Origin of the sequence: Acinetobacter johnsonii CIP 64.6 (assembly GCF_000368045.1) — a bacterium.
Classification (GTDB): domain Bacteria; phylum Pseudomonadota; class Gammaproteobacteria; order Pseudomonadales; family Moraxellaceae; genus Acinetobacter; species Acinetobacter johnsonii.
Genome location: NZ_KB849234.1, coordinates 264072 through 282434, shown reverse-complemented (window position 1 = coordinate 282434; position 18363 = coordinate 264072). Strand labels below are relative to the sequence as shown.

18 protein-coding genes are annotated in these 18363 nt (G+C 40.9%); 15 read left to right on the top strand and 3 right to left on the bottom strand.

The window, feature by feature from the left end:
* The first annotated feature begins 106 nt into the window (after positions 1-106).
* The 4 genes from gspF (at position 107) to F986_RS04750 (ending at position 2903) form a co-directional block, all read left to right on the top strand.
* Entirely contained in the window at positions 107-1312 is a 1206-nt protein-coding gene (gene gspF, locus F986_RS04765; protein ID WP_004692652.1) for a type II secretion system inner membrane protein GspF, read from the top strand.
* A gap of 33 nt (positions 1313-1345) precedes the next feature.
* The gene (gspG, locus tag F986_RS04760) at positions 1346-1783 is read left to right on the top strand and encodes a type II secretion system major pseudopilin GspG (protein WP_004692650.1); all 438 of its coding nucleotides are present in this window, start codon (positions 1346-1348) and stop codon (positions 1781-1783) included.
* 283 nt (positions 1784-2066) lie between these two features.
* Complete coding sequence (locus F986_RS04755) at positions 2067-2402, top strand: hypothetical protein (RefSeq protein WP_004692648.1); 336 nt, start codon at positions 2067-2069, stop codon at positions 2400-2402.
* Positions 2403-2564: 162 nt separating this feature from the next.
* Positions 2565-2903 (top strand): tRNA-binding protein, encoded by a 339-nt coding sequence (locus tag F986_RS04750; protein ID WP_004692646.1) that lies wholly within the window; start codon positions 2565-2567, stop codon positions 2901-2903.
* A 66-nt stretch (positions 2904-2969) separates the two neighbouring features.
* On the opposite strand, the gene lnt is transcribed toward F986_RS04750, so the two are convergent.
* Complete coding sequence (lnt, locus tag F986_RS04745; protein WP_004692644.1) at positions 2970-4529, bottom strand: apolipoprotein N-acyltransferase; 1560 nt, start codon at positions 4527-4529, stop codon at positions 2970-2972.
* Positions 4526-5365, bottom strand: a complete 840-nt coding sequence (locus F986_RS04740; protein ID WP_004692642.1) for an HlyC/CorC family transporter — start codon at positions 5363-5365, stop codon at positions 4526-4528. The genes lnt and F986_RS04740 overlap by 4 nt, the downstream gene beginning before the upstream one ends.
* 212 nt (positions 5366-5577) lie before the next feature.
* Here F986_RS04740 and tusA point away from each other — a divergent pair, with 212 nt between their 5' ends.
* From tusA to F986_RS04710, 6 genes are all read left to right on the top strand, one after another.
* Positions 5578-5835, top strand: coding sequence for a sulfurtransferase TusA (gene tusA / locus F986_RS04735; protein WP_004692640.1), 258 nt, complete (start codon positions 5578-5580; stop codon positions 5833-5835).
* A gap of 171 nt (positions 5836-6006) precedes the next feature.
* Positions 6007-8802: a type VI secretion system Vgr family protein gene (locus F986_RS04730; protein ID WP_004692638.1), complete on the top strand. Its 2796-nt coding sequence runs from the start codon at positions 6007-6009 to the stop codon at positions 8800-8802.
* Positions 8803-8805: 3 nt separating this feature from the next.
* A complete protein-coding gene (locus tag F986_RS04725; protein ID WP_004692636.1) occupies positions 8806-9576 on the top strand; it encodes a hypothetical protein in 771 nt (256 codons plus the stop codon).
* A gap of 91 nt (positions 9577-9667) precedes the next feature.
* Positions 9668-10039 (top strand): hypothetical protein, encoded by a 372-nt coding sequence (locus F986_RS04720; RefSeq protein WP_227518570.1) that lies wholly within the window; start codon positions 9668-9670, stop codon positions 10037-10039.
* 55 nt (positions 10040-10094) lie between these two features.
* A complete protein-coding gene (locus F986_RS04715) occupies positions 10095-10355 on the top strand; it encodes a hypothetical protein (RefSeq protein ID WP_017396916.1) in 261 nt (86 codons plus the stop codon).
* Positions 10356-11234: 879 nt separating this feature from the next.
* Positions 11235-11507, top strand: a complete 273-nt coding sequence (locus F986_RS04710; protein WP_004692629.1) for a hypothetical protein — start codon at positions 11235-11237, stop codon at positions 11505-11507.
* 205 nt (positions 11508-11712) lie between these two features.
* On the opposite strand, the gene F986_RS04705 is transcribed toward F986_RS04710, so the two are convergent.
* Positions 11713-13425, bottom strand: coding sequence for an electron transfer flavoprotein-ubiquinone oxidoreductase (locus F986_RS04705; protein ID WP_004692627.1), 1713 nt, complete (start codon positions 13423-13425; stop codon positions 11713-11715).
* Positions 13426-13616: 191 nt separating this feature from the next.
* Between F986_RS04705 and F986_RS04700 the strand changes: the two genes are divergently transcribed.
* The 5 genes from F986_RS04700 to F986_RS04680 all read left to right on the top strand — a co-directional run bounded on the left by F986_RS04700 (position 13617) and on the right by F986_RS04680 (position 18051).
* Positions 13617-14228, top strand: a complete 612-nt coding sequence (locus F986_RS04700) for a DUF1285 domain-containing protein (RefSeq protein ID WP_004692626.1) — start codon at positions 13617-13619, stop codon at positions 14226-14228.
* A gap of 47 nt (positions 14229-14275) precedes the next feature.
* The gene (gene murI, locus F986_RS04695; protein WP_004692625.1) at positions 14276-15145 is read left to right on the top strand and encodes a glutamate racemase; all 870 of its coding nucleotides are present in this window, start codon (positions 14276-14278) and stop codon (positions 15143-15145) included.
* Positions 15146-15276: 131 nt separating this feature from the next.
* Positions 15277-16302, top strand: a complete 1026-nt coding sequence (locus F986_RS04690) for a DUF4062 domain-containing protein (protein ID WP_004692624.1) — start codon at positions 15277-15279, stop codon at positions 16300-16302.
* 69 nt (positions 16303-16371) lie between these two features.
* Entirely contained in the window at positions 16372-17394 is a 1023-nt protein-coding gene (gene hemH / locus F986_RS04685; RefSeq protein WP_004692623.1) for a ferrochelatase, read from the top strand.
* A gap of 12 nt (positions 17395-17406) precedes the next feature.
* A complete protein-coding gene (locus F986_RS04680) occupies positions 17407-18051 on the top strand; it encodes an MBL fold metallo-hydrolase (protein WP_004692622.1) in 645 nt (214 codons plus the stop codon).
* The last annotated feature ends 312 nt before the right edge of the window (positions 18052-18363 follow it).

Below are 18363 nucleotides of genomic sequence, written 5' to 3'. Positions count from 1 at the left end.
AGTTGTGTTAGAGTGATGACATAATTTATAACTTAGAATATGAATGATTTTGGTGCCGACATGCAACAGCGCCAAATGACTAAATGGACAATTAGAAAGCGTAAACATGCCAGCATATCAATTTACCGCACTCGATGCCGCAGGAAAGCAGCAAAAAGGCGTGCTCGAAGGGGATTCAGCACGTCAAATTCGGCAACAACTTCGTGATAAAGCGCTGATTCCAGTCTCGGTTGATCCTGTTGAACAAAAAGATAAGCACAGCAGTAAAACATGGTTTCAAAAACAAATTACCGCCTATGATTTGGCTTTATTGACACGTCAACTTTCTGTACTTGTGGCGGCGGCTATTCCGTTGGAAGAAGCCATTCGTGCGGTCGGAAAGCAGTCAGAAAAAGCACATGTACAAAATCTATTGATGTCAGTCCGTTCTAAAGTATTGGAAGGTCACTCGTTGGCGCAGGGTTTACAGCAATCGGGACGTTTTCCAGAGTTGTACATTGCTACGATTGCCGCTGGCGAGCGTTCAGGACATTTAGACTTAATTTTAGATCAGCTGGCAGACTACACCGAAAATCGCTTTGCAATGCAGAAGAAAATCCAAGGCGCGATGATTTATCCGATTATTTTAATGCTGATGTCTTTTGCCATCGTGATGGGACTTATGACCTATGTGGTGCCCGACATTGTCAAAACCTTTGACCAAAGCAAAGATGCCTTGCCATGGATTACTGTTGCCTTGATGAAAGCCAGTGATTTTATTCGAGTGGCATGGCCATTTTTATTGGTGGGCAGTGTACTGGGCATCGGCTTATTACTGCGATTTTTAAGAACTACAGCAGGGCATTATGCCTTTGATCGTTTAACGCTCAAACTGCCATTATTCGGTAAACTTTCACGTGGTATAAATGCCGCACGCTTTGCCAGTACCTTATCGATTTTGACCCAGTCAGGTGTGCCCTTGGTGGATGCGTTAAAAATTGGCGCGGCGGTGAGTAATAACTGGGTGATTCGCGATGCGGTCAATCATGCCGCAGAAAAAGTGACTGAAGGTGGAAACCTTGCGACCCAGCTGGAGCGCAGTGGTTATTTCCCACCGATGATGGTACAAATGATTAAAAGTGGTGAAACGTCGGGTGAATTGGATCGGATGTTGGAGCGCGCATCGACCATGCAAGACCGAGAGGTGACAACGCTCATATCGACCTTGCTGGCTTTACTTGAGCCACTGATGTTGGTTCTGATGGCAAGCATTGTCTTGGTGATAGTAATCGCAGTGATGCTGCCGATCGTCAACATGAACAACATGATTTAATTTTAAAAATATAAGATGGAAGAGAAAATTCACATGCAATCAAAAATCTATAGACGCCAAGCTTCAGGCTTTACCTTAATTGAAGTCATGGTGGTGATTGTTATTTTAGGTGTGTTGGCAGCCTTAATTGTACCCAATGTGATGGGACGTGGTGAAAAAGCTAAAGTGGATACCACTGTCATTACCCTCAAGGGTGTTGCTGCGGCATTGGATCAATATAAATTGGACAATGGTAAATATCCTTCGATGCAAGAGGGTGGACTCGACGCTTTGGTGAATAAGCCTGAGTCTGCAAAAAATTGGTTACCAGGCGGTTATGTGAAAGGTGGATATCCGAAAGATAGTTGGGACAATGACATTCAATATGTTACACCTGGGAGCGATGGACGACCATTTGATTTATATTCTTTTGGTGCGGATGGTCAACAAGGTGGTGAAGAAACCGATGCTGATATTCAGTATCAACCTTAATTGAGAATTATTATATATTGGGTTTAATTGAATATATCATTACAGTGCATAGGTTATGTCAATGTGGACTGTAATGATAATACATCTTAATTTAAAATTAATATCTAAGATTATGATTTTAAAATATTAAATATAATAAGTATCAGCTGAGATTTATAATAAGAATTATTCCCATATTTATTGATTACAAATAATGTAAATTATGGATAAAAATAGGCTTTTTATTTATTTAAATCCTTGCATAATGTTCTCAATGGCAACTAATTTTCCTGAGGAGAATAGAATGAAAGCATTAACCTTGTTGGATGAAATGAGCCAATTCCATTGGTCGATGCTCAAGTCTGTTCTTTTGATTTTGAGTATGCTTCCTATCGCTCAAGGTGTTTTAAGTGTGTGGCAGTCGACTGAAGGCAGCAGCCAAATTATGGTGGGTTTCTTTGCAATCAGTCTGTTTAGCACATGGGCGGTTTTGAGCTTTTGGTCTGCGTTAAAAGCAACCGTACTCACACTCGATCAAGTACAGATTACAGCATTAGAACAAAAAGTGGTCATGTTCTACCGTTATACCCCGATGCTCTTTTTAGCTGGTATGGTGTCCTATTTGGTCAGTCAAATTTAATACTGACATTTATAGTTGTGATAAAAAAACCGAGCAAGTACGCTCGGTTTTTTTATTGCATCATGAAGAATGGCGGAAAGATAGGATCGCTTGTCTGTTTCGTTGTATATGATGCTAGTGTTCGCTCCTTATACTGTAGAAAATATAAATATAGAGTGAAATATGGAACAGATTGATTGGGCAGATTTTTTAAAAGTCGAGCTCCGAGTCGGGCGAATTATTCAGGCCGAAGTTTTTGAGCAGGCACGTAAGCCCGCTTATATTTTACATGTCGATTTTGGCCATGAAATTGGCATTAAGAAATCGAGTGCGCAGATTACTGAGCGTTATCAACCTGAACTGTTATTGGGTAAATTGGTGGTGGCAGTGGTTAACTTTCCAAACAAACAAATTGGTCCTATCCAGTCTGAGTGCTTAGTGACTGGCTTTCATGATTCAGACGCAGGCGTGGTGCTGTGTGTACCTGATACAGAGGTTCCAGTAGGCACCAAGTTACTATAACTGAAAAAGAAAAACCCAAGCTCAGCTTGGGTTTTTCTTTAGAAAAGTCTGATTTAACAATAGCAACTATCGACGAGACTTAAACGATACATCGACTTTATGTGGACGATAGATCCAGCCCAAGATCAGTAAAAAGACTGAAAAACCTAAAATTGGCCAGTCACTTAAACGGGTATATAGCGTTTGACCTTGCATAGCAGGCAGTTCGCCGCGAAGCACGGTTGCCACATCTTGCGGAGCACGTTTTACGATATGCCCTTGATGGTCAATAAATGCGGTTACGCCTGTATTGGTGGCACGGATAAACCAGCGTCCATTTTCTTTGGCACGCATTTGTACCATCTGTAAATGCTGTAAAGGGCCTGCGGTTCCTGTAAACCATGCATCGTTGGAAACTGTCACCAAGAAATCACTTTGGCTGGCATTACGACGTGTCAAGTTCGGATAAGCCACTTCATAGCAAATGGCCGCGCCTAAGTGCTGCTGATGAATAGAAAGCGGTTGTTGCTGTTGTTCGCCACGTGAAAAACCACTCATCGACGGATCATTCTGCATGGCAGGCAACACCCATTTCAGTAAACCGGATAGTGGAATATATTCACCAAAAGGCACTAAACGTTGCTTTTTATAGAGTCCTTCGGCTTCAGCACCATTGGCCATAATGCTGTTGTAGTACAGTGGTCGACCTGCCGTTTCAGAGCCTGAAATATCCCAGTATGGAATACCGGTGACCCACGCCGTGTTGGTTTTCTTGGCCTGTGCTGTCATTGCAGCTAAAAAGGGTTCGATATCACTTTGGAACATCGGAATAGAGGATTCAGGCCAAACAATGAGGTCTCGTCCCCATTCTGTTTTGGTTAAATCAGCATAGATTCCAAGTGTTTTTAGTTGATACTCAGTGAGCCATTTTAAGTCTTGTGGGATATTGCCTTGAATTAAAGAAACCGATAATGGCTGCGTATTTTTTGCGGAGACGAATTCAATTTTTGATGCGCCCCATGCACCAAGTACCAATAAGGCAGAAGGAATGACCCAAAAGACGCGGCGGTTTAAAACTTCGACCAGTGCGCAGGCCAACACCAAGACTACAAACGACACCCCGAAGATACCAAATAATGGCGCATAACCATCCAGTAAGCGTTCGGTAAAGGCATAGCCTGCAAACAGCCATGGGAAGCCTGTGAAGACCCAGGTTTTTGCCCATTCAAAAAGCACCCAAAGCGGAGCGAAGGTTAGTGGCGTTTCAGGGAAAAAGCGGCGGTAAATAAAGCTTTGAACTGCCGTGAATAAACCCATGACCAAGGCCATAATACCGATCATACCCACACTTAAGGCACTCTTGGTATCGCCATAGACATGGATGGAAGTGTAGAGCCAAAAAGCCCCCACGAACCATAGGCCAAAACCATAGGCCCAACCAATGCCAAAGGCCTGTTTTGCACTGCGCCTGCGTAAAGTGGTATAGAGCAGTGCAGGGGATAATATTGCCAACCACCAATAATGATAAGGGGCGAGTGCAAAACTAAAGACCGCCCCTGAAAATAAGGCAATTAAAAGTGGATAAATTAAAGGTAACTGTTTTTGTTGTGGATTGGGGGTTAACAGTTTGTCAAAGTAAGCTCTCATTTACGAACGGCTCGAATCAGATGAATAGAACGTGCATCTGCTTCTACAATGGTAAATTCCCAATTTTCAAGATCAATCACCTGACCTTGCAAATCACTCACTAAACCAATTTCTTGAAGCAATAAACCGCCCACAGTTTCAACCTCATCATCAGAAAAGTTTGCATCTAAAAGATTGTTAAAGTGTTCGATTGGTGTAAGTGCTTGAACCAGCCACGTATTTGCGGTCGTTGGGTCATTATCGGGAATAATATATTCAGCTTCCTCATCGATCTTGTCGTGTTCATCTTCAATTTCACCGACGATCTCTTCCAAAATATCTTCTAACGTCACTAAACCTGAGGTCGTGCCATATTCATCAATCACCACCGCAATGTGTGTTTGGGTATTTTTCAACATGCGAAGCACTTGGTCTGAGCGTGCGCTTTCAGGTACATATAAAGGTTGACGCATCAGCGCACGTATATCCACTTTATTGTTTGGTTCAGTCAAAAAAGGCAATAAGTCTTTGGCCAATAAAATGCCAACGACATTGTCTGGTTGATCTGATGAAAAGACAGGGAAACGTGAATGTGCTGACTCAACCAGAGTATGCAAAATGTCGAGTAACTCATCATCTTCTTGTAGGCTGATCATCGATGTACGCGGTGTCATGACCTCGCGGACTTTGGTTGCTGGAAGATCTAATACGCCTTCTAACATCGCAACAGTGTCGGGTTCTAAAAAACGACGTGAATCTTGAACTAACTTTAACAGTTCATCGCGAGTTTCTGGCGCGGTACCTAACCATTTGCGTAAGCCACGCATTCCCCACGACGGGCCTGATTCCTCGTGCATGATCTTTCCTAAAGACGCTTAATATCTAAAAAACTTAATTTTATCATACCGTAGAAAACACAGTTGTCTATTGTAATTAAGCAAGGATTGCATGAATGATTAGATCAATACTTTTAAATACGAGGTTCATCTGCCATCAAACTATGCAAACAGATATGCGAAATGGGCAGTTGTGTTAAAATTGGCAAGTTTTTAAATTTTTGAGTTTATATATGTCTGATTTGGAAGTGAGCCCAAGCATCCAATTAAACACCCGTGGTTTACGCTGTCCTGAGCCTGTGATGATGTTGCATCAAGCCATTCGCAAGTCTAAATCGGGAGATGTAGTGGAGGTGTTTGCAACGGACAATTCAACTTCATGGGATATTCCGAAATTTTGTATGCATCTTGGGCATGAACTTTTGCTGCAAGAAGAGCGCTTAGACGAAAACGGCAATAAAGAATTTCATTATTTGGTTAAAAAGGGTTAAATCCTATTTTCCATAAAAATGCTCCGTAGCTGCTCGGGGCATTTTGTTGTTTACATAATAAGAATAAAACTCTGCTCATTTGTCGGATTGATCTGGCTATAATGGCGCCTAATTTATGATCGCTGTTTGCGATCGACTATGACTGAAACTTACTTTTTAAAAATATAGACGATGATAAATACAATCACTCAAGTGTTTGAGCAATTGGGGTTAAGTGCACAAAAACGTGTCATTCATGCACAATTTTCACATGCTGCATTAAATCATGACATCTTTTTACAGCATATTGAAGGCACCCATGCATTAAACCAAGGTTTAAATGTTGAATTGATCTGCCTCTCAACCAATGCCCTGATTCCACTGAAACAATTTATCGGAGTGCAAGTCGCGGTCGATCAGGTCACAGATCAAGGCACATTATTTCGCAGCACAGGGATCATTACTCACGCCGAACAAGGACAAAGTGATGGTGCACTGACCCTGTATAAACTTCGCTTAGAAGATGCAACCGCACTTTGGCATAAACGTCGCAATAGCCGAGTGTTTATGAATAAAAGTGTGCGAGATGTCAGTGAAATACTCTTTAAGGAATGGCAGAGTAAAAGTCCGCTATTTGCTGCAAGCCTCAGTCTTGACCTTTCTGGTTTAGATACAGAGACCGATGTTCGTCCCTTCATCATGCAGTCAAATGAAACCGATTATGACTTTCTAACACGGCTCTGGCGCAGTGAAGGCATCAACTGGCTGATTGATGAAGCTGAACTCTATGTGCCTCATACTCGTCATCCGATTCAAGCCCAAAAACTTAGACTCTTGGATGACAACAGTCAGTTTCAAGTCTTAAAGCGTCGACAGATTCGTTTTCATCGTTCTAGTGCTACCGAACAACAGGATAGCATCATCAGTCTGAGTGCACAGCGCAGCCTGCAACCCACTGCAGTCCATATCCAACGTTGGCAAGCCGACCACCTGAGTCAAGAAGAAGGCGCAGGTTCAGTCCAAAGCCAACATCAACACAGTACACAACAAGACAATGCTAGCCTCAGTTTAGAACAAGCGTGGCATGTTAGCCCTGCATGGATGCAAGATTTAAATGGAGAAGATCAGGCGACCACAGCATCAAACAGCCAAATTGAAAAACTCAATCAAACCCTGAGTAATGTCTACAACCAACAGGCGAAACAATTCACTGCACAGAGCACCGTACGTGATGCCCAAGTGGGGTATTGGTTTGAGTTACATGAACATCCTGAACTTGATCAACACAGTGATGCAGACAAAGAATTTCTGATCACGACCAAGACTTTCTATAATCAAAACAACTTGCCTAAAGATCTGAGTGAGCAAATTCAGCATTTACTGAAACAAAGCCAATGGTCACTTAAAACCAGCACAGTGCCAAGCGAACGCCAAGCCAACCACTTGAGTTTACAGCGTCGTCACATCACGACCGTTCCAGCTTATAACCCGATAGCGCACCGACCAGCCACACACCCACAGCGTGCCAAAGTCGTGGGACCAAGTGGCGAAGAAATTTATGTGGATGAATGGGGGCGGATCAAAGTTCGCTTCCTCTTTACCCGCAACGATGACCACAGCCATGACGGCGGTGCAGGCGCCAATGACAATGATACAGACTCGGCATGGGTTGATGTCTTGACCCCATGGGCGGGTGAGGGCTATGGCGCACGCTTTTTACCGCGCATTGGTGAAATCGTGGTGATTGATTTCTTTGATGGCAATCTCGACCGTCCCTTTGTGGTTGGACGGATTCATGAAGCGCAGCGCAGCCCAACGAAATTTGATCAGAAAGGGCAATTGCCAGAGACCAAGAAACTAGCTGGGATTCGCTCTAAAGAAATAGGGGGTGAAGGCTATAACCAACTCCGCTTCGATGACACCACGGGTCAAATTTCGACTCAACTACAAAGTAGTCATGGGGCAACTCAGTTGAACCTCGGTAACCTCAGCCACCCGAAAGAAGCGGAGAGAAGTGAAGGGCGAGGAGAAGGCTTCGAGCTTCGAACTGATCAATGGGGCGCGATTCGAGCAGGTGACGGTTTACTGCTCAGTAGCCATAAACAAGATCAAGCTGCAGGTACACATCTGAATGCTCAACCTGCCAAACAACAACTTGAAGGGACTTTAAACAATAGCCAAGCGTTAAGTGAAGTGGCGAAGAATCAACAGACGGATCCGCTTGAAGTTTTAGAAAACTTAAAAGGCTTCTTAGAACAGATTGAACAACAAGATCAAAACAAGGCAGATGCATTTAAACAAGCCATCATGATTCTCTCTGCACCAAACTCCATAGCTGTGAGCAGCAATGAAGATCTGTATCTCTCAGCTGATGGTCAAATCAGCCAAAGTGCAGGGGAGAGTATTAACCTTTCTACGCAGAAATCATTGATTGCGCATGCCAGTGAGAAAATAAGTCTCTTTGCAGCACAAGACGGGCTAAGAGCCTATGCAGGCAAGGGCAAGGTTGAAATCCAAGCGCAAGGTGATGAACTCGATGTCATTGCGCGGAAAGGCATTCAGATTATTTCTACGGAAGAGCAAATTGAAATTAAGGCCAATAAGAAAATCGTGCTAACTGCTGGTGGTAGTCAAATTGAGATTAGTGGTGCAGGGGTATTACCGACCACTGCTGGAAAGTTTGAGGTCAAAGCGGGGCAGCATCAGTTTTTGGGTGGGGGTAGAATAGAAGATAGTTTTATGATTTTACCAGATCTTAGAAGTAAAAAATTTCATAGGCGTTTTTTATTTCACGATGAAATTTCTAGTCAGCCATTAAGCTATTACAAATATAGGGTTAAAAATAAAACAACAAATGAAATCCTTCAAGGCATCACTAATATTGATGGTTTAACAGAAATTATAACAACTACGGAAGATACCGATTTAGAAGTGCTAATCGGAAATGATGAAGTTGATGAAATTTTGAAAAAAATAAAGGGAGAGTAGGAGGTGAGTAAGACCATTCGTACAGTTCCTTTTGAAAGTGATCCACAATATCAAGTTCCTATCGGGCTTTATCAGATATCGTTATTAATCGGTAGTTCATATGGTGATGGTGAGCATGAATCCCCTTATGGACATACGGCTGTAGCAATATTTACGGAAAATAAAGATGTACCAGTCATTGTCTATGACTTTGGCAGATATGGTAAGACTTACTCAGAAGAGTTGGGGTTAGGAATCACTTTGAATGGCGCTAGTAGCCCCAGAGGCGAGGGGATTTTAAGATTATGGTGGAGCTTTTCTAGATATATTCAAGGTGAAAATGCTTGTGGCTATGGAACAAGCAAAACAAGAACAACTTATGAGTATATTTATTATGTTCAGCCGCAAAGCGTTCTTAATATTATGAATTTTTTTAAAAAATTAACTGATCAGGGCATTAGGTTAAACACTTCAGATATTAGGACAACATATAAATTGGTTGATCCATATTTTGCTTTAGGACCTAATTGCACTACATTAAGTTTAAATGCAATGAATGTAGGGTTGAGAAATTTTACCAAAAATTCTAGTAAATATATTGATTCAACAAAAGTGCTTGGACGAATGTTGTCAACCGCAATGAAAGCAAAATATCAAGAACCAAATTATTTGTATTTACCTGATAATCTTAAAGATTATCTTGAAAGCCAAGATGTAGCTATTAAGGTAAATGTTAAAAAATTTTATCATTCAAAAAATCAGCCAAAATTACCATCAGAGAGAATGAGAAGATGAAATGCTATTTTTCAAAAAAATATTTAGTTATAGTTTGACCTTTTTATTAGGAACGATTTTATCCTTTTTATTGTTTAATGGAAATTTATTTATGGATAAGAAAGAGATACATGTATTAGAAAAACCTATTTTGGTTAATTCACTTAGTGAAGAATCAGGTCAGGGAGGATATTATGTACTGCCTAAAGGTACAGTATTATATAATGATAGTGATTCTCTAAATACAAGAGTTTTAGTATATTTTAATGTGGTCGGAGATTTGGGTTTGGATTTTAAAGAACAAAATCCGGAAATAAGTAAACAGCCATCAGAGGTAGAGGCAATCGATAGTATGATGCTGCCAGAAATTTTAAAAAAGATAAATTTAAATAAGAATGATATTAAAAGTATTATTGATGAGGATAAAAATGTTCCTGCTAATGTTAAGAATATTCTGTATAAAAAATATAATATTGTTGAGTAGCTTCGCTTTTGTTGGATGTGGCAATGCCCCTTCTATTTTACCAAATGAGTTGCCTGTGGGGCATGTTGACCAAATATACAATGAAAAAATTGAAATTGAGAAAGTTATATTGGTTGATGACTTACTTGTTGATAGCAATATCACTAATGATTCTGGTCTGGTTTTAAATACTGGTGTTGGAGAGCCTCCTTATAGTGATAATACAATTGAAGTTAAAGGGACCCCCATTAAAAATGGAAAATATGAAATTATATTAGAGGGGCAGACTAGAAATGCATATGGTGGTAATATTAATTTTAGAAAAAATATGATTTGATTGTTTTGCAGTAAATAAAATTAAGTGGGTTTTTTAAGTAATATATTTTTGTTTAAATAATCTTAATATGGTTGTTTAAATCAAGTTACTATTAATTATTGGATAAAGGTAAATATGTTTAAATATGAAATTGATTTATATGGTTTTTCTAAAGCCAAGTTATTCAATTAGTGAAGATGAAGCCGTCATGTATATTTATTAATATTTTTTAGTATGCTGTATGAAAATTATTCGATTTTTGGTAATCACATTGTTATCGAGTTTAGCCGCTTGTAATTCGTCATCTGAGACGATGAGCAAACATGAACAAGAAATGAATGAAGCTGATTATGTTATTAGCGTTGTGGCTGGCAACCCTAGTGAAAATTTAATTAATAGTAATGCTAAGTTTTTTCACAATATAGTTTAGGTGCAAGTGTTGGATTTATACGACCAAACTTAAATGTAAATGAAGAAAGTAAACTAAAATTAAATTTAAAATATGGATATGACCACACAGTTTTAGTTTTTAATAATTTAGTTTTTGTCTCAGATGCTAACTATCCAAAACAAGGCGTTACAGATATAGGTTTTGATATTAGTAATATAAAATCTAAAAAAATTAATGAAAAAATAATTTTTTTCTTAAGAGGGAGTTGTAAAGAAATTAAATAAGAATGGCTGGAAAGTCTTTTACTTCGAGTCTGAAACGAGAGTGTTTGGAAAAAAATCATTTGAAGCCAATAATAAAATAGCTAACTATCAAGGGAGTTTGGATGGGTTTTATTTGGATAGTGAGGAAAATATGAAAAAGTTTTTTTACTCTGGGTATCTTGTTAGTATTTTTTTATTTTAGGTTGCAGTCATCAAATAAAGATTGAACCTAATAATTTGCCAGAAATGAAGTATGGCGAAAAATATGATAATAGAATAGAAATTGAGAAGCTAAATATATTTGGTGAACTTGTTATTAAAATAGATTTGCCTGATAACTCAGGTATTAATATAAAAAAAGTAGGGGAGAATGACTTTCTTTATCAAAATTCTATAAGAATATATGGAGTACCTAAAGTTAAAGGTAATTATTATATTTTATTAGATGGTAATTTTAGAGGTGGAGCTTTTGGTGGGATGACTAATTTTAAGAAAAAATATGATGTCATCATAAAATAACACATAATGATTTTACGTAAAAATAAACTGATTTGGATAGTATTAGAGAGGTGGGTGATTTCTATCAATAGAATAAAGGTGTTAATAATAAAATAACATTAAATCCAAGAGTTTCATTTGTAGATTAGATTGCAATGAGAAGCTTAAGAGATTCAGGAAATTAAGTTTTTGATGATAAAAAAACCCGCCGAAGCGGGTTTTCAATTTACATATTCGGGTAATTCGGACCACCACCACCCTCAGGAGTTACCCAAGTAATGTTCTGAGATGGATCTTTAATATCACACGTTTTACAGTGCACACAGTTAGCCGCGTTAATTTGGAAACGCTTCGAACCATCGTTCTCTTCCATAATTTCATAAACACCAGCAGGGCAGTAGCGCTGAGCTGGCTCGTCCCATTTTGGTAGGTTTACATTCACAGGAATAGAAGCATCAGTCAGTTTCAAGTGTGCTGGCTGATTTTCTTCATGCACCGTATTCGATACAAATACTGAAGATAAACGGTCAAAGGTCAACTTACCATCTGGTTTTGGATAGTTCGGTTTCACTGTTGCTGCATCTACAGTTTTCAGTGTACTGAAGTCAGGCACTAAGTCATGCAGTGTAAACGGGACCTTAAACACATTTTGGTCGATGAAGTTAAATGCACCGCCACCGAATGTGCCAAATTTGTGCATTGCTGGGCCAAAGTTGCGAGAACGATATAACTCTTCTTTTAACCAGCTGTTGTTGAACTTGTCTGTATAAGCCGTTAACTCTTTTGCAAAGAAGTCTTCACCTTCAAGCACACGTGCAATGGCAAGATCACCACCTTTTTCAACGCCTGCTTGAATCGCTTCGAATACCGCTTCGCCACACAACATGCCCGATTTCATGGCAGTGTGAGAGCCTTTAATTTTAGCGAAGTTTAGGAAGCCTGCATCATCACCAATTAAAGAACCACCTGGGAAGGTGAACTTCGGCAGAGAGTTGAAACCGCCTTTGACAACAGCACGTGCGCCATAAGAAATACGCTTACCGCCTTCAAGATACTGTTTAATCAGTGGATGCGTTTTCCAGCGTTGCATTTCTGCAAATGGATACATGTGTGGGTTTTCGTAAGATAAATCTACGATCATACCCAAAGTAACTTGGTTGTTTTCAGCGTGATATAACCACCAACCACCAGAAGAACCTGTTTCAGCTAGAGGCCAACCTGCACCGTGCATCACCAAACCTGGCTTGTGTTTTGCAGGGTCAATTTCCCATAGTTCTTTGATGCCGATACCATAGTGTTGCGGGTCTGCATCTTTATCTAGATCGAATTTGGCAATCAGGCGTTTACCTAAATGACCACGGCAGCCTTCCGCAAAAATCGTATATTTGGCATGTAGTTCATAGCCTGGTGTAAAGTTATGTGTTGGTTCACCATCTTTACCAATCCCCATATCACCGGTTTGGATACCTTTAACGGTACCATCGGCATGATAAAGAATTTCAGATGCAGCAAAACCTGGGAAAATAGACACTTCTAATTCTTCAGCTTTTTGACCTAACCAACGCACCACGTTACCAAGTGAAATCACATAGTTGCCATCATTATGCATGGTTTTAGGAACCATCCAATGCGGCGCTTCTTGTGACTTTTCAGCAGACATTAGGAAATACGTTTTATCTTCAGTTACTGGCACATTTAAAGGCGCGCCTTCTTCTTTCCAGTTTGGGAACAACTCATTGATCGCACGCGGTTCGAGCACAGCACCTGAAAGGATATGCGCACCAACTTCAGAGCCTTTTTCTACGACACAAACGGACAGATCATTAAGGTTGTTTTCAATTGCAAGTTGACGAATTTTAATCGCAGCAGAAAGGCCAGCAGGGCCTGCGCCAACGATGACTACGTCAAACTCCATCGATTCACGTTCGATGTGTTCCATGTAGGACTCCTCATATGGTTAAAGGTGGCAACCGTTTTGACTCAAAGAACGGTGCTGCCATGAGTGTTCTTAGTTCCCAGACACAAAATTTATCATCGTGTCTTTTATATTGTGAGCTAGTATAGGTTTAAACCGAGTTCTAGCCAATTGGCTGAATCATATTATTTTTCCGTCAGACAGGCATGAATTTTATGGATAAGCAGCACAACTCAGCAAATCCGACGAAAAAAGTAGCTATTGCTGATAATAAAAACTTAACCGATATTGCACAATACATAAAAGATGGACAGTCCGGTCACAAAAGGTCAATCCCCCCTTTAGATCAATGGCAACCAAAGCATTGTGGCGCAATGGATTTGAAGGTTTTAGCCAATGGAGAATGGTGGCACGAAGGTCAATTGATCAAACGTCCAGCCATGATTGAGCTGTTTGCAACGGTACTTTGGAAAGAAGAAGATAAGTTTTATCTCAAAACCCCTGTCGAGCAGATTGAAATCGAGGTTGAAGATGAACCTTTATTTGTCAATCAGGTCGATCAAGTCGAAATTGCAGGAAAAATCTACCTACAACTGACCACGACCACACATGATGTGGTGATTGTTGATGAAGAGCATCCCATTTTTATGCGTGCCTTCCAAGGGGAGCTACGCCCTTATGTGTATGTTCGCTTTGGCATCAATGCACTGATTCAGCGTGCTGCTTTTTTTCATTTGGTGGAAATGGGTGAGCTAAGCGACGATGCGGAGGGTCAGGTCAAACTGTGCTTACAAAGTGGTGATTTGCTATTGCAATTAGGCACCTGAGGTTTAAGCTTGATTGATCTTTTAACTTTATACTGCAACGAGTTCTCATGAGTGCCATTCAGCCCTTATTTCCTCTGATCAACCCCATGCCAAAAGCGACAGCCAATGCGCCAATCGGGATATTTGATTCGGGGATAGGTGGCTTATCCATCGCTCAAGAAATTGCCAAGCATTTACCGCATGAACGATTTATTTATTTTGCCGATACCGCACATGTGCCTTATGGGCCGCGCAATGATCAAAATATCCGAAAATTGACTGCACAAGCGATTGAGTGGCTTTACCGCAAAGGCTGTAAGGTTGCAGTTGTGGCGTGTAATACTGCTTCAGCCTTTAGTTTGGATTATTTACGCGAGCACTATGGCGACAACTTCCCGATTATCGGCCTTGTTCCTGCCCTAAAACCTGCGGTATTGCAAAGCAAATCCAAAACAGTAGCTGTTCTAGCGACCCCTGCGACCTTTCGCGGGCAGCTCATTAAAGATGTGGTTGATAAGTTTGCACAGCCTTCGGGAGTCACGGTGATTCCAGTGACCTGCTTAGATTTAGTACCTTTTGTTGAAAGCGGCGCACAGATGAGTGCGGCATGTTTAGCCACGTTAAAAGATATTTTACAACCCGTTGTTGATCAGGGTGCAGATTACTTAGTTTTAGGCTGTACCCATTACCCTTTTTTGAAAATAGCGATACAATCTATTTTTGGTCAGAAACTGACATTAATTGACTCTGGACTGGCAGTTGCACGACAAACAGCCCGTATTTTAATCAAAAATGAGTTATTATTTGAACAAAATCATGATGGTGATGTTCGAATTGAATGTTATGTCAGTGGAAATAATGCAGAAAGTTTGAGACCTATCTTACAACTTTTGCTTGAACCAGAACTAAATTGGACTATTTCAAATATATCTGATTAATTTTTAAACAAATAAGCCGAGTATTTTGATATATAGTCAAAAATTGCAACCTAATATGCTTGAGTTAGTCGCAGTGTCTATCTAATGGAATTTGGGGGATGGGATGCTGCGAAGAATAATGAGGATAACCGATGCTCGATAAGCGTTATCAAGTGTTTATAACCACTTCTGGAAGCGAGATGCAACCAGAGCGGATCATTTTGGCCCAAACTTTAGTGGGCATGGGATTTTTTTCTTGGGGATTAGAACAACGGACACCACTTTCAACGGCTTTTGCACGCCGTCAGATCGATGACTGTGACTATGTCATATTGTTGCTGGGCAGCAAATATGGTGAGCAGTCTGTGTCAGGCGTGGGGTATATGCACCTTGAATACATTTATGCGGTCACCAAACAAAAGCCGATTATTGTATTTATGCATGATGATCCTGATGCCCGTGAGTTATGTTTACATGACGACAAAGCTGAGCTGCGTGAAAAATTCAAAGAGTTTAGAAAACTGCTGCAAAACGAAGTCGATCAGGTTTTCACTTATCGCACCATGCGTGACTTGGAAATGGCCGTTCGTTTGAATATGACGCAAATGCTAGAGCGCTATCCTGTATCGGGTTGGGTACGTCCGCAGAACACCCAAGTGTTGCATGATGAAATAGATAAACTTAAAGCCAAACTGGTGCAACTGGAAACTGAAGCGGGTAAACGTGAAGTCGATCCATTTTTGTCTTTACCCAAAGTGGCTATGCATGAATTTTTTGCCTTTGATTATCGGATGCATGCCTATCAAGATGGCAACTTCAAAGAGCTGAAAATTCAAAAGCAGATGACTTGGGCGCAATTACTCTCTGTTTTGGGGACAACCTTTATTCACCCAACTCCTGAAGAGTATTTCTCCAAACGCATAAATGAGTATTTAAACGAAACTGGTTTGAATGATGCGCGTCTAGAAATGCCTCGTGCCCATGCTGTTGCACGCTCGCAAATTAATATTCGTGCTTTGCACAGTATTAAAATGCAAATGCGTCAAAATGATTGGATTGTTCAGTCGGGTCGAGATGATCGTCAGCGCATGCTCTGGCAGTTGACCCCGAAGGCGATGAAACTTTTGGAGAGTAATTTATTGGAAAAGGATCGGCCTTTTCAATTTCAATCTTCGTAGTTATCCATTTAGATAATGAACTGAAAACTGTTACAGTAGAGACATTCGAAAACGAGCCACGAGGGTTGAATGTCTACTGCAACAAAAGCAAAAGTTACTGTTATTTTGGCAAATTTGGGAACGCCTGATGCACCGACAGCTTCAGCAGTGCGTCGCTTTTTGGATCAGTTTTTGTCAGACCAGCGGGTGATTGAAATTCCCAAACCGCTTTGGCAAATTATTCTCCGTTTATTTATTTTGCCGTTTCGCCCGAAACGCGTTGCCCATGCTTATGAGATGGTGTGGGGCAGCGATTCTCCAATGCGAGAAATTTTGCTGACTCAAGTGGCCGCGTTACAACAGCAGTTGATTTTGCAATACCCCGAGTTTGAGTTGAATATTGTTCCTGCGATGACCTATGGTAATCCAGGCATTCAGCCTTTACTTGCTGAGTTGAGTCAAAACCCGCAAGATCACATCGTCCTTTTTCCTTTATTTCCGCAGTACTCGGCGACATCTAGCGCGCCCTTATATGATGCTTTCGCAAAGTGGATTCCAAAGCAGCGCAATTTGCCAGGGCTGAGTATTATTCGTGATTATTATCAGCACCCGTTATACATTCAGGCTTTAGCGCAAAGTGTGCGCGATTTCCGTGCTGAACATGGAGTGACTGAAAAGCTGTTAATGTCTTTCCATGGTATTCCACAGCCTTATGCCGATAAGGGTGATCCCTATGCCGACCGTTGCCGTATCACGGGGCAGTTGGTGGCGGCAGAGTTAGGCCTAGTGGAAGATGAATGGGCGATCAGTTTCCAATCTCGCTTTGGCAAGCAAGAATGGGTGAAACCGTATACCGATGCCTTATTGACCGAATGGGCAGAGCAAGGAGTGAAATCGGTGCAAATTATGAGTCCTGCATTTTCAGCGGATTGCTTAGAAACTTTAGAGGAACTGGCGATTCAGAATGCTGAATTGTTTTTGTCTCAAGGTGGAGAGCGGTATCAATATATTCCAGCCTTGAACAGCCGCGGAGATCATTTGCAATTGCTCAATACGCTGGTTCAAGCTAATCTTGATGCCTTAAAACAGACATTAGCCAGCAAAATGAATTGAGGTTGACACTCTATGTTGCAAGTTAAAATTGTGCCTGTAACGGCATTTCAACAGAACTGTTCCATTGTTTGGGACAGTGACAGTAAAGAAGCAATTTTAATTGATGCAGGTGGAGAACCTGAAAAACTTAAAGCAGAAATCGAAGCGTTGGGTTTGACAGTAAAAGCGCTGTGGTTGACGCACGGGCATTTAGATCATGCTGGAGCAGTCGGGGCATTAAAAAAACTGTGGGATGTCCCTGTGATTGGCCCGCATAAAGAAGATGCCTTTTGGTTGGATATGATCCAAGAAGTCTCGCAGCGTTATGGTTTTCCTATTCCTGATAAGATAGATGTCACGACATGGCTTGAAGGCGGTGAAGTCCTTAAACTGGGAGATGAAGCGTTTGAAGTACGTTTTGCCCCTGGACATACTCCGGGTCATGTGATGTTTTATAACAAAAACTATGGTCTGCTGTGGACCGGCGATGTGTTGTTTAAAGGCTCCATTGGTCGTACCGACTTTCCGCGTGGCAATCATCAGCAGTTGATTGACTCTATTCAGCGTGAATGCTTTAGCTTACCCGATGAGACGCAGTTCATTTCAGGACATGGTCCAATCAGTACCATTGGTTTTGAAAAACAACATAACCCTTTTGTGGCAGGAAAAGCAGGCTAAGCGCTTTGTGTTCTCATTGAAAAATAAAAAAGTCAGCAGCTGCTGACTTTTTTATTTGCGAAATGGATTATTCAAAATGTGTTGGGTTTCTAGAGCAAACACGATAGAGAATAAGGCCACTAATAGTCCAACCGAGAGGATCAACAGATCTTGCATATAGATGCCAAAACTAAATAGACAGATCGCGAGTAAAACGCCAATTAAAACAATAGCCTTACACAGGATGTTCATCTTATCCCCCTTTAGGATGTTATTTTTGTGACCTGATCATGCTGTGAGCATGTACCAATTTGGGGGGAGTATAGTTGATGA

Excerpts from the sequence above, each read along its gene's own strand:
- gspF (WP_004692652.1), top strand. The coding sequence starts at position 107 with ATGCCAGCATATCAATTTACCGCACTCGATGCCGCAGGAAAGCAGCAA.
- gspG (WP_004692650.1), top strand. The coding sequence starts at position 1,346 with ATGCAATCAAAAATCTATAGACGCCAAGCTTCAGGCTTTACCTTAATT.
- F986_RS04755 (WP_004692648.1), top strand. The coding sequence starts at position 2,067 with ATGAAAGCATTAACCTTGTTGGATGAAATGAGCCAATTCCATTGGTCG.
- F986_RS04750 (WP_004692646.1), top strand. The coding sequence starts at position 2,565 with ATGGAACAGATTGATTGGGCAGATTTTTTAAAAGTCGAGCTCCGAGTC.
- lnt (WP_004692644.1), bottom strand. The coding sequence starts at position 4,529 with ATGAGAGCTTACTTTGACAAACTGTTAACCCCCAATCCACAACAAAAA.
- F986_RS04740 (WP_004692642.1), bottom strand. The coding sequence starts at position 5,365 with ATGCACGAGGAATCAGGCCCGTCGTGGGGAATGCGTGGCTTACGCAAA.
- tusA (WP_004692640.1), top strand. The coding sequence starts at position 5,578 with ATGTCTGATTTGGAAGTGAGCCCAAGCATCCAATTAAACACCCGTGGT.
- F986_RS04730 (WP_004692638.1), top strand. The coding sequence starts at position 6,007 with ATGATAAATACAATCACTCAAGTGTTTGAGCAATTGGGGTTAAGTGCA.
- F986_RS04720 (WP_227518570.1), top strand. The coding sequence starts at position 9,668 with ATGGATAAGAAAGAGATACATGTATTAGAAAAACCTATTTTGGTTAAT.
- F986_RS04710 (WP_004692629.1), top strand. The coding sequence starts at position 11,235 with ATGAAGTATGGCGAAAAATATGATAATAGAATAGAAATTGAGAAGCTA.
- F986_RS04705 (WP_004692627.1), bottom strand. The coding sequence starts at position 13,425 with ATGGAACACATCGAACGTGAATCGATGGAGTTTGACGTAGTCATCGTT.
- F986_RS04700 (WP_004692626.1), top strand. The coding sequence starts at position 13,617 with ATGGATAAGCAGCACAACTCAGCAAATCCGACGAAAAAAGTAGCTATT.
- murI (WP_004692625.1), top strand. The coding sequence starts at position 14,276 with ATGAGTGCCATTCAGCCCTTATTTCCTCTGATCAACCCCATGCCAAAA.
- F986_RS04690 (WP_004692624.1), top strand. The coding sequence starts at position 15,277 with ATGCTCGATAAGCGTTATCAAGTGTTTATAACCACTTCTGGAAGCGAG.
- hemH (WP_004692623.1), top strand. The coding sequence starts at position 16,372 with ATGTCTACTGCAACAAAAGCAAAAGTTACTGTTATTTTGGCAAATTTG.
- F986_RS04680 (WP_004692622.1), top strand. The coding sequence starts at position 17,407 with ATGTTGCAAGTTAAAATTGTGCCTGTAACGGCATTTCAACAGAACTGT.